The following is a 14,884-nucleotide window of genomic DNA, read 5'->3' as shown; positions in this document are numbered from 1 at the left end:
GGAGATATCGCACGCGCGCCGTGCGCGTTTGAGGAATGATGTGCTCGTGAGCGAACCGTTTCTCCGCAGTGCCGTCGACGTGGCCGCCGACGCCGACGTCGATCCGAACGTCGGTCTGGCGAGCGTCGATGCCGCTGTGCGGCTGAAAACCTACGGACCCAACGAGTTGACGTCGGAGCCGCCGCCGAGCATCTGGGCGGTGTCCCGCGGCCAGTTGGCGAATCCGATGAACATCATGTTGCTCATCGTCGCGGTCGCCGCGCTGGCGATCGGGCAGATCGCGACGGGGATCGTGGTGGGCGTCCTCGTCATGTTCAACGTGGTGATGGGCACCAGGCAGGAGATGAAGGCGCAGGCCAGTGTCGACGCCCTGTCCAGTCTGCAGGTTCCGCACGCGCGGGTGCGTCGAGGCGGGCAGGTGGCCGAGGTACCGGCCGCCGATCTCGTGCCCGGCGACATCGTCCTCGTCGAGGCGGGTGACCTCGTCCCGGCCGACGGTCGGCTCATTACGTCGGCGACGCTGGAGGTGCAGGAGGCGGCGCTGACCGGCGAGAGCGCGCCGGTGGCCAAGGACCCGGGGGTCATCGCCGGCGACGCCGATGTCGCGCTGGGCGATCGCACCAACATGGTGTTCCAGAACACCCAGGTCACCCGCGGCTCAGCGATTTTCGTGGTCACCTCCACCGGGGCGGCCACCCAGATGGGCCGGATCGCCGACATGGTCACCGCCACCAAGCGGACCAAGTCTCCGCTGCAGATCGAACTCGACGGGCTGACCAAGGTGTTCGGATTCCTCGCCTGGGGAGCGGTGGTGATCATCGGCGTCGTCGGCTTCATCCGCGGCCAGAACGGTGAAACCCTTGCGCTGCTGTGTATCTCGACGGCAATCGCATCGATCCCGACTGGCCTGCCGACCTTCGTGCAGACCATGTTGTCGTCGGGCGCACAGCATCTCGCCGAGCAGAAGGCGGTGGTCAAATCGCTGGCCGACGTCGAGACGCTCGGCGGCACCACCGTGATCAACTCCGACAAGACCGGCACCCTGACCATGAACGCGATGACCGTGGTCTCGCTCTACGTCGGCGACCAGTGGTACCGGGTCGACGGTTCGGGCTACTCGAAGACGGGCGCGATCCTCGGCGCCGCGGGGCCGCTGCCGGACTTCACCCCGCTCGCACTGGGTCTCTCGCTGTGCTCGGACGCCACCGTCGGCGACGACGGTTCGGTGATCGGTGATCCCACCGAGGCGGCCCTGGTGGTGCTGGCGGCCAAGATGGGTGTCGACGCCGAGACCACCCGCAGCACGATCCCCCGCGTCACCGAGGTTCCGTTCGACTCCGACTACAAGTTCATGGCGACCTTCCACGATCGCCCGCCGACCTTGGCCGGCCCGGTCATCGACCAGCCGCACCTGGCGGTCGTCAAGGGCGGGCCGGACGTCGTCCTCGACCGGTGCGGTAGCGCGCTGCGCCACGGCGCGGTCGTGCCGGTCGACGAGATGCGCCGGCAGATCCTCGACGCCAACCGGAAACTGTCCGAAAAGGGTTTGCGCGTCCTGGCATTCGCGGCCAAGAGCCTCGATGACAACGCGATGTCCGCGGCGGTCGCCGATCCGATGGCGGCCGTCCGCGATCTGGTGTTCGTCGGGCTCGTCGGCATCATCGATCCGCTGCGCACCGAGGCCACCGACGCGGTACACACGGCCCTGGGTGCCGGCATCGACGTCCGGATGATCACCGGTGACCACACCATCACCGCCCGGGCCATCGCCGATCAGCTCGGCCTGGGGCCAGGCGTGATCACCGGCACCGAGCTACAGCGGCTGAGCGACGACGAGGTGAAGGGTCAGCTCCCCCAATTGCACGTCTTCGGGCGCGTCGCGCCCGAGGACAAGCTGCGTCTGGCCCGGCTGATGCAGGAAGAGGGTGACGTCGTCGCCATGACCGGTGACGCGGTCAACGACGCCGCCGCGCTCAAGCAGGCCGACGTCGGTGTGGCGATGGGCAGCGGCTCGGAGGTTTCCAAACAGGCCGCCAAGATGATCCTCACCGACGACAACTTCGCGACGCTGGTGCGCGCGGTGGAACTCGGCCGCGACATCTACCGCCGCATCTCGACCTACATCCGACTCCAGCTGACGGTGCTGTCGTCGGTCCTGCAGCTGATGGTGTTCGCGACCATCTTCAACATCAACGGCGGCGTGGCGATGCTGCCGATGCAGTTGCTGTTCTGCAAGCTCTTCGTCATCGTCACGGTCGTCGTCGGCCTCATCGTCGACGTCCCCGACCCGGGCGTCATGCAGATGCCGCCCCGCAAACCGGGCACGCGGATCGTGGCGGGGCCGCAGGTCGTCCGGTGGGTGATCAGTGGCTTCCTGGTCGCCGTCTCGGCGTTGTCCCTCCTCGAATGGGGACCCGACGAGCCCTCTTCGTCCGGTGGTTCGGTGTCGATGACGATGGCATTCGCGGTCGTCGCGCTGACCGGGGTGAACCTCGGTGTCGTGATGCGACGCGAGCGCCAGGTGCCGTGGTCGCAACCGATGTTCCCGTACTTCGGCTGGCTCATCGCCGGCTGGGCTCTCACCTGGGCCGCCGTCGAACTCGGCATGCTGCAGCGCCTGCTCGACACCGTCTCACTGACCGGTGCCCAGTGGCTGGTGGTGTTGGGCCTGTCGTTGATCACCCCGGCGTTCGTGGGGATCGACAAGGCGATCCAGCTGAGGCGCCAGCGCGATCAGGCGTCGCGGCGTTTCGTGACGACGATCCCGGCGACGAACACCGCGACCGCGATGACGAGGAAGTAGATCAGCGACCCGTAGATGTTCCAGTGGTAGCCCACCGAACCGTCGGGGCCGCCGAGGAAACGGGCTCCGTTGGCGAACGGCAGGAACGGCGCGATCTTGTCGCCGACACGGGGCAGGACCCCGAGGATGCTCTCGGCCACGAGGATCCAGAGCAGCATGACGACGATTCCGGCAGCCGTCTGACGCACCAGCGCGCCCAGACCGATGCCGAACAGTACACAGCCGATCACGAACAGCGGGGACCCCCAGATCTGGCGCAGCATGTCGGAGCTGCCCCAATCCACCCCGCTGTCGGACAGTGCCCCGACCAGCAGCATCGAGGCGATGACCAGGATCAGGGTGAGCGCGGCACTGAGCCCGCCGTAGACCACCGCCTTGGCGCCGAGCACATCGCTGCGCCGCGGTACCGCGAGGAACGACGTCCGGATGGTGCCGAACCGATACTCGTTCGTCACGGCGAGGATCGCCATGATCATCAGGACCAGGACGCCGAACTGGTTGAGTCCCATCAAGAACAGGGCGGGATCGGCTGGTCCGGAGGACAGCGATGCCGTCAATCCCGCGACACCCAGCGTGAGGACCACGACGATGCCCACCGACCAATACGGTGACCGCGTACTGAGGAGCTTGATGCGTTCCGCGTCGATCGCGCCGATCATCATCGCGCGCCTCCAATCGGGTTGTCGGATGCGGGCACTTCGTGACGTCCGTGCGGCGCCGGCCCGCCCGGTCCGCCGCTCTGGTACTGCACCGCCGAGGCGGTGACCGACATGAACACGTCCTCGAGAGAGGCGTGTTCGCCCATCAACTCGTGCAGCGTGATACCCGCGTGCCCCGCGACATCACCCACCTGTTCGGTGGTGGCGTCCGCGACGGTCAGGAACTGCACACCGTCGCGGGAGCCGGGAATCGCGTGCAGTCCGGCCGCCTGGAGTGCGGCGTGCAGTTGTGGAAGATAGGGGCTGCGGACGTGTACGGAACGACGAGCACGATTGGTGAAGTCCGCGACGGAGCTGCTGGCGATGAGACGTCCCTGTCCGATGACGACCAGATTGTCGGCGGTCAGTGACATCTCCGTCAGCAGGTGACTCGACACCAATACGGTGCGACCCTCCGAGGCGAGGTGCCGCATGAAGTTGCGAATCCAGACGATCCCCTCGGGGTCGAGCCCGTTGACCGGTTCGTCGAAGAGCAGGATTCCGGGGTCGCCGAGGATCGCGGCGGCCAGACCCAGCCGTTGCGACATGCCCAGCGAGAATCCGCCGGCCTTCTTGCCCGCCGCGTCCGTCAGCCCGACAAGATCGATCACCTCGTCGACGCGCTTGCGGGGGATGCCGTTCGACGCCGCCAACCACCGCAGGTGCGATCGTGCGGACCGGTTGGGGTGAACCCACTTCGCGTCCAGCAACCCCCCCACCGACCGCAGCGGGCTCGTCAGCTCGGCGTAGGGCTTGCCGTCGATCGTGGCCCGGCCCGACGTGGGGTTGTCCAGGCCCAGGATCATCCGCATCGTCGTCGACTTGCCGGCGCCGTTGGGTCCGAGAAAGCCGGTGACGACCCCGGGCAGGACGTCGAAACTGAGGTCGTCGACGGCCCGGACCGACCCGTAGTCCTTGGTCAGGTGCTCAACTCTGATCACGCCCGCATGGTAGCGACATATCGGGCACGAGTCGCATCGGTAGAGTCGCGGCATGCGTCGCACACCGGATCGACGAAATCGACCCACGATGCTGAAAGTCCTCGTCGTCGTCACGGTTGCGCTGCTCACGTCGGTATTTGCCGCGTGCGGATCACCGGACGCCGCCGGCAGCGGTACGACGTCCTCGACGACCGAGGCCTCGACGAGCGCCTCCTCGACGGCTGGGTCCTCCTCGGCCTTCGAGGTGCACCGCGTCGCGTACGACACCGACGACGCGGACCCGGACCAGAACTGGGCTGATCTGTACCTGCCGGCCGGGCAGCACCGTGCGGGTTCGCTCCCGCTGGTGTTCCTGGTGCACGGTGGTGCCTGGGAGGCCCAGTTGGGGGCGCAGACGATGGCGCCGATGGCGCGGGATCTCGTCGAGCGCGGTCTGGCCGTCTACAACATCGAATACCGGCGCCTGCACTCCGGTGGTGGCTGGCCGATCACCTGGGACGACGTTCTGGCGGCCATCTACGAGCTGCCCGATCTCAAGAAGAAGTACCCCCAGCTGAATCTGCTGCAGGCGGTGGCGGTCGGCCACAGTGCCGGCGCCGAACTCGCGATGTTGGTCGGTGCCGAGCGGAACAACATCCCGGACTATGCGGTGTCCGAGGGCTACCGGCAACCGGTGGTGCCGTTGCGCGTCGTGTCCATCGCCGGGCCGCTGGACCTGCTGTATGCCGCCGAGCACGGTGATCGCAACATCATCGCGGCCATGGGTGGTGTGTCCCCGTACGACGATCCCGGCCTTTACCAACGGGTCAGTCCGATCGAGCGACTCGACCCGGAGGTCCCGGTGATCGCCATCCATGGGCTCGACGACAAAGTGGTCTCCCCGGTCAACTCCGAGCGGTATGTGGCGGCGCTGAACAAGGCCGGTGGCAGCGCGAAGCTCGTCGAGGTCGAGGGCGAGAATCACGTCTCGATCGTCGACAGCACTCGGCCCTTCTACCCGCGGATCATCGATTACATCTACGAGATGGCCACCGAACGGCAAGCGGAGTTGCTGGCGAAATACCGCAACGGAGGTACCGGGTAGGGGTCAGCTCCCTGCCTGCTCCGGCGAGTCGTCGTCGATCGGTCCGACCGCGCCCATCCCGTTGCCCACCTGATCGGCCAGTTCCAATCCGGCACCGGCGTAGACGTTGAAGGCGATGTCGACACCGTGGTCCTTGGCCCAGTCCACCTCGTCGTTGTAGCGGGCGACCGAGGCGACCTGGCCGCTGAAGCCGGATTCGCGCAGGCATTCCAGGGCGGTCACGTTGGCACCGTGACGCGGCATGGCCAGCACGGCGAACCGAACGGAGTCCGAGCGCCGGAGCTGATGCCAGAAGTCGAGGTCGGTCGCGTCGCCCTCGATGACCCGCAGCCCTTCCTTCTTGAGGCGGTCGATTCGGGGCCCGTCGTAGTCGACACCGACCACCCGCAGCCGATAGTGATCGGTCAGGCGCCGGTAGGCGGCAAAGCCGACCCGGCCCATCCCGATCACCACGACCTCGGCGTCGCCGGCATCGCCGGGGCGTTCCTCCGGGTGCAGGGTGCGCTCGTCCTGGGCGGGCAATCGTGCGGCGATCTTCTCCACCATCAGGTGACCGCGTCCGTTGACCAGTGCGGATACGACGAAGCTGAGAGCCACGGCGATCGACATCTCCACCAGCCAGGACTGGTCGAGCATCCCGGCCGTGACCCCGACCGACACCACGATCAGGCCGAACTCGGAGAAGTTCATCAGACTCAGGCCGCTCAGAATCGCGGTGCGATAGCGCAGCTTCATGAAGGACAGCAGCGCCACGTACCACCCGGCCTTGAGCGGCAGCAGCACCATCATCAGCAGGGCGACACCGATCGTGGGTAGATCGGGCAACCCGGTCAGGCCGATCGACACGAAGAACGCCACCAGCAGCAGTTCCTTGATGTGGAACAGCGACCGCGCGAGCTCGGAGGACGCCGGGTGCGAGGCGAGCAGCACCCCGACGATCAGCGCCCCGAGGTCACCCTTGAGTCCGACGGCGGTGAACCATGCGTACCCGGGCACTAGCGCCATGACGATGCCGAACAGCGACTGCATCTCGCCGTGGCCGAGCCGGCCCCAGATCTTCCGGAGGACCACCGTGAGCGGCCACAGGCCGACCAGCGTCAGTGCCCACGGGCTCGGAGCGTGTCCGCTGGTGGCGGTCAGGAAGACCACCGCGACGATGTCCTGCATCACCAGGATGCCGATGGCGACGCGGCCGTACAGCGAATGCGATTCGCCGCGTTCCTCGAGGATCTTGACCACGAACACGGTGCTGGAAAACGACAACGCGAAGGCCAGCAGCACGATCGTCTGCAGGCTCTGCCCCGCGAGCATCGCGACGCCGGCGACCGCGGCCAGCCACATGACGACGCTGCCGAGGATGACGCTGATCAGCATGTGCAGCGACGTCGTCAGCCACACCTCGCGGCGCAGCAGAATGCGCACATTCAGTTTGAGTCCGATGGCGAACAGCAGCAGGGTGACGCCCAGGTCGGCCAGTGTGTGCAGTTGTGGCAGTTCTTCGACGTTCATGGCGTTCAGGACGAACCCCGCCGCGAGGAACCCGACCAGCGGAGGAAGGCGCAACGCCATGGCGAGGCCACCGAGACCGAAAGTGACCACGAGATAGATGGCGACAACGCTCACGCGTCCCCCTTGCCGATGTGCTGGTTGCGGGACCCCAGTATCCCGGCAATTCGCCTACATCGCGCGCTGCACGGCCCCCTCGGCCCTCAGGTCGGCAATCGTCGGGTAGCCGTTGATCGCCATCAACAGGTCGGCCTCGGCCAGAATCGACCGGAGGTGATGCACCAGCCCGTCCTCCCCGCCGACCGCCAGCGCATACGCATACGACCGGCCGATGCCGACCGCGGTGGCACCGAGCGCGAGGGCCAGGACGACGTCGCTGCCGCTGCGCACTCCCGAATCGAACAGGACCGGTGTGTCACCGGCCGCGGCGACCACATCAGGCAGATGCTGCAACGTCGACAGGCCGCCATTGGCTTGGCGCCCACCGTGATTCGAGCAGTAGATGGCATCGACGCCGACGTCGATCGCGCGGCGCGCGTCGTCGGGGTGGCAGATCCCCTTCGCCATGACGGGCAGATCGGTGACTTCGCGTATCCAGGCCAGGTCGTCCCAGGTGACGGGCTGGCCGAAGTTCAGCGCCCACGTGAGGATGGCCGCCGACATGTCCTCCTCCGGAGGTTTGGCGAGCTTGCCGACGAAATTGGTGTCGCTGAAGTAGTTCGAGATGCACATGCCGCGCAGCTGTGGAAAGTTTGAACTGTTGAGATCGCGCGGACGCCAGCCCGGTGTCCAGGTGTCGAGGGTGACCGCGATGCCCTTGTAGCCCGACTTCTCGGCGCGCTGGATGAAGCTCAGCGCGAGGTCCCGGTCTTTGGGCATGTACAGCTGGAAGAAGCCGGGCGTCTCCTGATGGATCGCGCCGGTCGCCTCCATCGGGTCCTGGGACAGCGTCGACTGCATCGCCGGGATGCCGGTGCGTTCGGCGGCCCGTGCGACCGCGAGATCCCCGTGCGAGTCCTGCGAGCAGATTCCGATCACCCCGATGGGCGCCATGAAGACCGGTGACGGCAGTGTCATCCCGAACAATTCGACCGACATGTCGCGCTCGGTCGCCCCCACCCCCATACGCGGTACGAGCCCCCACTTGCCGAACGCGTCGACATTCGCGCGCTGAGTCCGCTCATTGCCGCAGCCACCCGCCACATACGACCAGATCCAGGGCGGCAGCATCTCCTGTGCCTTGTGCTCCAGGGTCTCCGCGTCCACCGGGTATCGGGGGAGTAGGCCCTGCGTGCCGCGCAGGTAGATCTCGAGTTGAAACGCTCCGTAATCCGGTGTCATCCCCAGGCCTCCCGATGTGATCGTGGTCACCGAGAATCTACGGCATCGGCGATGATGGCAGGCCGCGTTCTGTGGGGTCATCGGATTGCTGATGAATTACCAAGACTTTACTGAGTCATTACTCGTCGTCCGCCAGATCTCACTGTTTATGGCCTCTGACGTGGCTTTTTCGGGAATTTCCGCTGTGGAAGTGCCGCGCAAGGTGAGTGGTGTATGTCACGAAATATCTCCGGAATTCATGTATCTATGTTGTGTTTATGTGCGATCTAAGGAGTGTTCGATTAAAGAAAGTTCAGAGGAGTGAATTCAATGTCCACTACATCCAGCGAAGACAACGACGTCGCGCTGACACAGTCCGGCGAGCCAACGGGTCGCCGGAAGTGGAAGTACCGCAAGCCGTCCAAGCGAGCGCTCTCCGGTGCGTTCGTCATCCTGACAGCAGCCTCGGTCAGCATGGGGTTGACCGCGCAACCGGCCCAGGCGGGCATCTTCGACAACATCGGCCAGAGCATCACCGACAGCCTCAACAACATCAACACTGCGATCGCGGACGCGAACAACCACCTGCAGAACGTCAGCCAAGGCATTCACGACGCCGCTACGGGTGGAGGCATCGTCGTCGTGCCCACGACGACACCCACCCAGCCGCCGCTATCGCTCCTCGACCAATTCGCCCAGAACGCTCAGGACGCTCAGGCGTTCCGGGACAGCGTCTCCGAGATCCAGAAGGCGATGAATGGCGCCGGCACGTTCGACCTCAATGACGTCATAACCCAGGTCATCAACGGAGCCGGAGCTCAACTCGCCGATGAGTTCCGGATTGAGATCGCGGGTCCCGGCGGGGCCAATGGTGGAGCCGACGGCACGCAGTCCACCGGAACCGGCATCGCCATCGTGTCTCCGGGGACAATCGACGTCATTCCCGCGAGTTCCTACAAGACCATCGGTGATTTCTACACGATCTTGCAGAAGGGGTGGAACCTTTCAGCCAGTGCTCTCGGGCGGGACCCCCTGCCAGACCTTCGCCAGCCGGCCCAAGCGGACGGAACCGCGACGATCAGCGGCGACGCATATCATGTCGCCTTCGCGACGACCGGTGGCAACGCCTTCGCGCACTCGAGTTCTAACGGCCTCGCAACGGCCGGAGCCAGCGATGGCCGAACGGCCTACGCCCTATCCATCGGCGGCATGGCACATGCCTGGAACACCGACCCGGTCGGCGCCACGATCCTTGGCAATTCGCCGTCGTCCTACCCGACCGGATCGCTCGGCGGCATCGGGATCACGATTCCGGACCCGACCGTCCTTCCCGGAGTGAAGCAGGTCGACGCGGTCGGCGGAATCAGCTTCGCCTACGCGCAGGATGTCGGCGCAGCGTTCAATCTGGGCGGCGTCTTCGACTCGTCGGTGTCGGTGTATCCGGATCGCTCGCTGCAGCTCGCGCTCACCGATCCCACCGCCGCGATCTTCAATCCGCAGGACGTGCTCGGCACCGTGGTCAGCGACATCCTCGCCGGCAAATCACCCGCATTGACCAGGGACTTCGTGCGGTTCAGCACCGATGCAAAGACCACTCTCGCGCTGACCAGTGGCTACGGGTTCTCTGACTCCATCAAGGTGCACTGGCTCGGTTCCACGTTCACCTTCGCGCCACTGGTCGAGGTCAACGGGCAGTTGCGGCCGAACTACCTGGCACTGCCACAGGTTTCATCGTCGGGCGAGTTCCATCTCCTCCCCACGTTCGAGATCCCGAGCTTCGATCTGCCGTTCGGACTGCCGTCGATCGATCCGCAGGGGATCGGCACCGGTGCCGCCACGCAGACCGGGTCCACGAGTACTCCTGCGCCCGCACCGACGGTGACCACACGTGCCGCGCTGTTGCCGGAGGCCTTCGGGGCAACCGACTCGGTGCGCGCCGACGAGCCGGACACCTCGGGAACTGCCGGGTCGGTACCCGTCGTATCGGCGCCGGAGACCGCCACCGCTCCGGCGGCGACTGTCACTGCGGCGCCCTCGGTCGCGACGACCACCGATTCGACATCCGGCACCGTGACGTCGAATGAGGCTGTCTCGTCGACTGATTCGACCTCGGCTGATTCGACTTCGACCGGCTCGACTTCGACTGATTCGACCTCGGCCGATTCGACTTCGACCGGCTCGACTTCGACCCGCTTGACTTCGACCAGTTCGAGTGGGTCCAGCGTCAGCAGCTGACCGTCCAAAGATCTTCGCGGAGCGGTGTGCGGCATCTGACTCGGGCGGGTCGAGCACCGAGTACGTGACCGCTCCGAAGATCGCGGCCCCGGACGACCGAAATGGTCGTTCGGGGCCGTTTCACATGGCGGATCAGCCTGCGGCGCCACTCTGCATTGCGGTTGACATGGGCATGCCCATCGAACGCGTATCTGAGTCGTACTCTCATGCGACATAATTGATTGCGCAAAGGCTTTCCAAGGAAGCGAACGTCATGTCCATCCCGTCCAGCGCCCGGCACCTCTCGGCGGTCGGCATGAGCGTGGCTGCGCACCCCGCGTCAGTCCTCGGCAAGGGCATCAACGAGGCTCTTCATACTGTCACCCACACCATCCAGAACGTGCAGGACGCCGCCAAGGGCGTCATCACCGTGATAGTGCCCACGCAGCCCGGTCAGTTTCTGTCGATCGTCGACACGCTCGCCCACAGTGTCACGGACCCCCAAGAGTTCCGGCGAAGCCTTGCGGAGGTCCAGCAAGCCGTCAAGGCTACGGGCTCCGTCGACCTGAACACCGTCCTCGCGGCCGTCATCAACGGCGGCGGGGCGCCACTGGCCGACGAGTACGGTTTCCGGATCGCCGGTCCTCGCGGCTCGAATGGCGGCAGCGATGGCACCCGGTCGACGGGAACCGGTATCGCGATCGTCGCGCCGGAGAAGATCGAACTCGTGCCGTCGAGCATCTACCACCTCGCTGGGGAGGCGTACTCGCTCATCGAGGGCGCCTACAACGGGTTGAACATCCTGGGGATCGGTGACGCCATGCCGGCCCTGGGCCGACCGGCGCAAGCGAATGGCACAGCCACGATCAGCGGCGACGGGTATCACGTCGCCCTCGCGAGCGCCGGCGGTGACGCGTTCACGCATTCGAGTGCCGGCGGCCTGGCGACTGCCGGAGCGGGCGCCGGCCGGCAGGCCTACGCCCTCACCATCGGCGGCCTCGCGCACGCGTGGAACACCGACCCGATCGGCGCCACGATCTTCGGTAACTCCCCGTCGCACTACCCATCCCCGGCCGGCCCCTTCGGTGACCTGCTCGGCGTGACGATTCCGGACCCGACCGTCGTGCCCGGAGTCAGACGGGTCGACGCCTTCGGCGGCATCAGCCTTGCGTACGCGCAGGGTGTCGGCGCCGCACTCAGCGTGGGTGGCCTTCTCGACGTGTCCGCGAGGGTGCATCCGCACCGCGCGCTACACGTCGCGCTGACCGATCCCATCGCAGCGGTCTTCACGCCGCAGGATGTTCTGGGGACCGTGGTCAGCGACATCCTCGCCGGCCGGACACCCGTGGTGACAAGGGATTTCGTGCGATTGAGTACCGATGGGTCGAGCACCCGCGCGCTGACCAGTGGCTACGGATTCTCGGCTTCGGTGGCCGTGCACTGGCTGGGTTCGACGCTCACCTTCGCGCCGCTCGGACAGGTCAACGGATCGCGGCGACCCAACTACCTCGCTCTGCCGGCTTTCTCGCGGGGTGCCCTCGAATTGGGCCGGCTCCTCCCGAGCGCAGAGATCCCGCGCTTCGACCTGCCGTTCGGTCTGGCGCCCGTGGATTCGCGGGAGATAAGCCTTCCCGGGCTTATTCGGACCGCGAGGCGCCGGGGGATGACGGCCGTGGTCCCTCTCATTCCTCGGCCGGCGCAGGCTCGGGTTTGATCGGGCTCCCCGCGGATACGATTCGTCCATGCTCCACATCGGGACATCCGGGTGGCAATATGCGGATTGGCGTGGGCTGCTCTACCCGGTGAAACTGCCGCAGCGTCGGTGGCTGTCTTGTTACGCCGACACGTTCTCGACCGTCGAGGTCAACAGCACCTTCTATCGGCTGCCGAAAGAGTCGACGTTCACCGAGTGGGCAAGCGAGGTGCCGGCCGGATTCACCATGTCGGTCAAGATGAGTCGGTACCTGACCCATGTACGGCGACTATCCGATCCGGCGGAACCGGTGTCCCGTTTTCTGGCTCGCGCGGCCGGCCTCGGTGACCACCTGGGACCGATCCTGATCCAGTTGCCCCCGAATCTCGAGATGAACGTCGAAGCGCTCGACATGACCTTGCGCGAGTTCCCGGCATCGGTACGAGTGGTGGTGGAACCTCGTCATCATTCCTGGTGGCACGATGACGTGCAGGAATTGCTGTCGCGGCACGGTGCCGCGCTGTGTTGGGCCGATCGGCGCAGTCGGCTCTTGACGCCGACGTGGCGGACCGCGGACTTCGGCTACGTCCGGCTTCACGAGGGAACCGCGTCACCGCCGACGGGCTACGGCAGGAGCGCCATCGACACCTGGCTGCGTCGGTTGGCATCCGAGTTCGACGACGGCGAGGACGTGTACGTCTACTTCAACAACGATGCGGGAGGTGCTGCTGTCGTGAATGCGCAGCAGATGTGCAGGCGAGCGAGGTCGTTGGGGATTGTGCCACGCACGTGACTGGTGGAGCCGTCGGACTCGGCCGAATGGTGGGCTGGGACTCGTGGCAATGGCCGATGCCGATGGTTGCTCCAACGACCATTGCCACGAACCCGATCAGATTTCAGCAGTCAGAGAATGCTTTCACTGAAACACGGCGCCGTCGCCCAAGAAAGCCGCACCGCGCCAAGGCATTTAGCTGCCGTTCTTCAAGAGGCTCATGAGGTAAGTCAACCAAGCGCCGAGTTCGATGTCGACAGAACCGAGGGTCACCATAAAGCTACTCCTATCTCGTGTGGTACTTCCGCGCCGAACATAACAGACAGGCCCGGATGCCGCCTAGAAGGAAAGTCTTGCCTTGCCCGGCGCAACGCGGGCGTTGTCAGCAGATTTCACGCGTCTACCTGCGGTAGTTATGGAGCCGATGACGGGAATCGAACCCGCGTATTCAGCTTGGGAAAGTGTTTCGGCGTCCGAACAGGTGTGCGGTCTACCTGCGGGAACGGTCGCGCTCTCAATGAATCTCCGCAGCTAGATGCCTCAGACTGCCACCTACAGCGCAGCAGCGGCCACCCGCCGACCATCGCCGGATTACCCCCGCGCGCCGGGGTGGTGCCGGGGTGGCAGCGATTCGCTGGCGACGCCCCGACCAGCCCCGGCGCGCTGGCGCGGCGTCGGACCGTAGGCATAGCGTGAAAGGCACGGCATTACGGGCAGCGCCCACCGCCGAGATTCCCAGGGAGAATCGCTCAGCAAGGGTAGGTAGAGGAATCGGCGCGATAGTTTCGCGTCGCTAAGTGAATACGATTCCTGGCGATCGTTTCGCCGGGCTAAGTGAATATCGCCGTTCGGTTCAGAGGACCGATGACCGCGGATTGAGACCGCGATCTTCGCAAGTCCACACATCCCATGAGGCCCCGGCTGGGGTCCCAGAACCGAAATGGAGAATCACATGTCCAGCACTCGCCCTCACTACTCGCGGCCTTGGTACGCGCGCCCATTGTTCTCGCATCCTGCGCGGCATCACAACCGCCCCGAATTGTTCGCCTTCGGCGGCGACAACGCACGCGGATACTCCACCGCCGGAGATGTTTTGGTCTCCGAAACCGCGGATGGCGTTGACCTGAGCACGATTTGGGACGAGGCCGCATCGGCAATGTCGATGTGGAACCAGCAACGCAGCGCCTTGGCCGGGCTGGTCAGCTATCCAACAATCGGGGCTGGGGATGCGATTCCTCAATCGATCGGCGGCGATCATTTCGGCGTCGCGTCGGAATTCGGTGAGCCAGAAGGTATTCGGGCCGAACCCAATGCGCTGATCCTCGGCTACGACTTCGAAGACTACGACCTGGCAACACGTTTCAGCTGGAAATTTCTGCGAAGCGCCACCGCAGAACAGGTTCGGAGCGTCATCAACCGCGCGATGGAGTCGGACAACCGCCTCACCACGGGCACGATCCTGCGGCGGCTGTTCAATCCGGTTGCGGCACAGAACGAGTTCGGCCAGTCGGTCTACGGGCTGTACAACGGAACCGACGGGATGGTGCCTCCCAGCTACGCGGGCCAGCAATTCACCAGCACCACAAGTCATTACCTCGTCAGCGGGAACACCGCGCTCGATCCCGGCGACCTCCTGGACGCCTGCGACGCAGTGCGTTCCAAGGGATTTGGTATCTCGGCGAACTCGCGGCTGTTGATTCTCTGCCACCCCAACGAGGCCGAGGTCATCTCCATGTTCCGGCGAGGTGAGGAGACTAACCTAGATTTTTCGCGCTGATTCGGGCTGATTGTGTTGGGGCCTGAATTGTGTTGTGGTCTGTAGTTTTCGGTGTTTGGGTGCGTAGTGATGACCG

The 14,884-nt window shown here is 65.3% G+C and carries 10 protein-coding genes; 6 read left to right on the top strand and 4 right to left on the bottom strand.

What is annotated here, in order from left to right:
• Window positions 1–46 precede the first annotated feature (46 nt).
• The gene (locus ACWDTI_RS18190; protein ID WP_449739511.1) at window positions 47–2,803 is read left to right on the top strand and encodes a cation-translocating P-type ATPase; all 2,757 of its coding nucleotides are present in this window, start codon (window positions 47–49) and stop codon (window positions 2,801–2,803) included.
• Here ACWDTI_RS18190 and ACWDTI_RS18185 read toward each other — a convergent pair.
• Window positions 2,734–3,462, bottom strand: a complete 729-nt coding sequence (locus tag ACWDTI_RS18185) for an ABC transporter permease (protein ID WP_449739631.1) — start codon at window positions 3,460–3,462, stop codon at window positions 2,734–2,736. The genes ACWDTI_RS18190 and ACWDTI_RS18185 overlap by 70 nt on opposite strands.
• Window positions 3,462–4,442: an ABC transporter ATP-binding protein gene (locus tag ACWDTI_RS18180; protein ID WP_449739510.1), complete on the bottom strand. Its 981-nt coding sequence runs from the start codon at window positions 4,440–4,442 to the stop codon at window positions 3,462–3,464. Before ACWDTI_RS18180 ends, ACWDTI_RS18185 begins: the two co-directional genes overlap by 1 nt.
• Before the next feature lie 52 nt (window positions 4,443–4,494).
• Here ACWDTI_RS18180 and ACWDTI_RS18175 point away from each other — a divergent pair, with 52 nt between their 5' ends.
• Window positions 4,495–5,526: an alpha/beta hydrolase family protein gene (locus ACWDTI_RS18175; RefSeq protein WP_449739509.1), complete on the top strand. Its 1,032-nt coding sequence runs from the start codon at window positions 4,495–4,497 to the stop codon at window positions 5,524–5,526.
• A gap of 3 nt (window positions 5,527–5,529) precedes the next feature.
• Here the strand turns inward: ACWDTI_RS18175 and ACWDTI_RS18170 are convergent, their stop codons facing one another.
• On the bottom strand, window positions 5,530–7,149 hold the full coding sequence (locus ACWDTI_RS18170) for a cation:proton antiporter domain-containing protein (RefSeq protein ID WP_449739508.1): 1,620 nt from the start codon (window positions 7,147–7,149) through the stop codon (window positions 5,530–5,532).
• 54 nt (window positions 7,150–7,203) lie between these two features.
• Window positions 7,204–8,373: an alpha-hydroxy-acid oxidizing protein gene (locus tag ACWDTI_RS18165; protein ID WP_449739630.1), complete on the bottom strand. Its 1,170-nt coding sequence runs from the start codon at window positions 8,371–8,373 to the stop codon at window positions 7,204–7,206.
• Between the two features lie 309 nt (window positions 8,374–8,682).
• Here ACWDTI_RS18165 and ACWDTI_RS18160 point away from each other — a divergent pair, with 309 nt between their 5' ends.
• From ACWDTI_RS18160 to ACWDTI_RS18145, 4 genes are all read left to right on the top strand, one after another.
• Window positions 8,683–10,587 carry a hypothetical protein gene (locus tag ACWDTI_RS18160; RefSeq protein WP_449739507.1) on the top strand — a complete coding sequence of 635 codons (1,905 nt, stop codon included), beginning with the start codon at window positions 8,683–8,685 and terminating at the stop codon, window positions 10,585–10,587.
• A gap of 253 nt (window positions 10,588–10,840) precedes the next feature.
• Window positions 10,841–12,280, top strand: coding sequence for a hypothetical protein (locus tag ACWDTI_RS18155; protein WP_449739506.1), 1,440 nt, complete (start codon window positions 10,841–10,843; stop codon window positions 12,278–12,280).
• Window positions 12,281–12,308: 28 nt separating this feature from the next.
• Window positions 12,309–13,052: a DUF72 domain-containing protein gene (locus tag ACWDTI_RS18150; RefSeq protein ID WP_449739505.1), complete on the top strand. Its 744-nt coding sequence runs from the start codon at window positions 12,309–12,311 to the stop codon at window positions 13,050–13,052.
• A 931-nt stretch (window positions 13,053–13,983) separates the two neighbouring features.
• Window positions 13,984–14,808, top strand: a complete 825-nt coding sequence (locus ACWDTI_RS18145; RefSeq protein WP_449739504.1) for a hypothetical protein — start codon at window positions 13,984–13,986, stop codon at window positions 14,806–14,808.
• Window positions 14,809–14,884: the final 76 nt, after the last annotated feature.

Source organism: Gordonia sp. NPDC003424, from assembly GCF_053588655.1.
The sequence above is the reverse complement of the archived record's forward strand: the minus strand, read 5'-3'. Positions and strand labels throughout refer to the sequence as shown.

Excerpts from the sequence above, each read along its gene's own strand:
- ACWDTI_RS18185 (WP_449739631.1), bottom strand. The coding sequence starts at position 3,462 with ATGATCGGCGCGATCGACGCGGAACGCATCAAGCTCCTCAGTACGCGG.
- ACWDTI_RS18175 (WP_449739509.1), top strand. The coding sequence starts at position 4,495 with ATGCGTCGCACACCGGATCGACGAAATCGACCCACGATGCTGAAAGTC.
- ACWDTI_RS18165 (WP_449739630.1), bottom strand. The coding sequence starts at position 8,373 with ATGACACCGGATTACGGAGCGTTTCAACTCGAGATCTACCTGCGCGGC.
- ACWDTI_RS18160 (WP_449739507.1), top strand. The coding sequence starts at position 8,683 with ATGTCCACTACATCCAGCGAAGACAACGACGTCGCGCTGACACAGTCC.
- ACWDTI_RS18155 (WP_449739506.1), top strand. The coding sequence starts at position 10,841 with ATGTCCATCCCGTCCAGCGCCCGGCACCTCTCGGCGGTCGGCATGAGC.
- ACWDTI_RS18150 (WP_449739505.1), top strand. The coding sequence starts at position 12,309 with ATGCTCCACATCGGGACATCCGGGTGGCAATATGCGGATTGGCGTGGG.
- ACWDTI_RS18145 (WP_449739504.1), top strand. The coding sequence starts at position 13,984 with ATGTCCAGCACTCGCCCTCACTACTCGCGGCCTTGGTACGCGCGCCCA.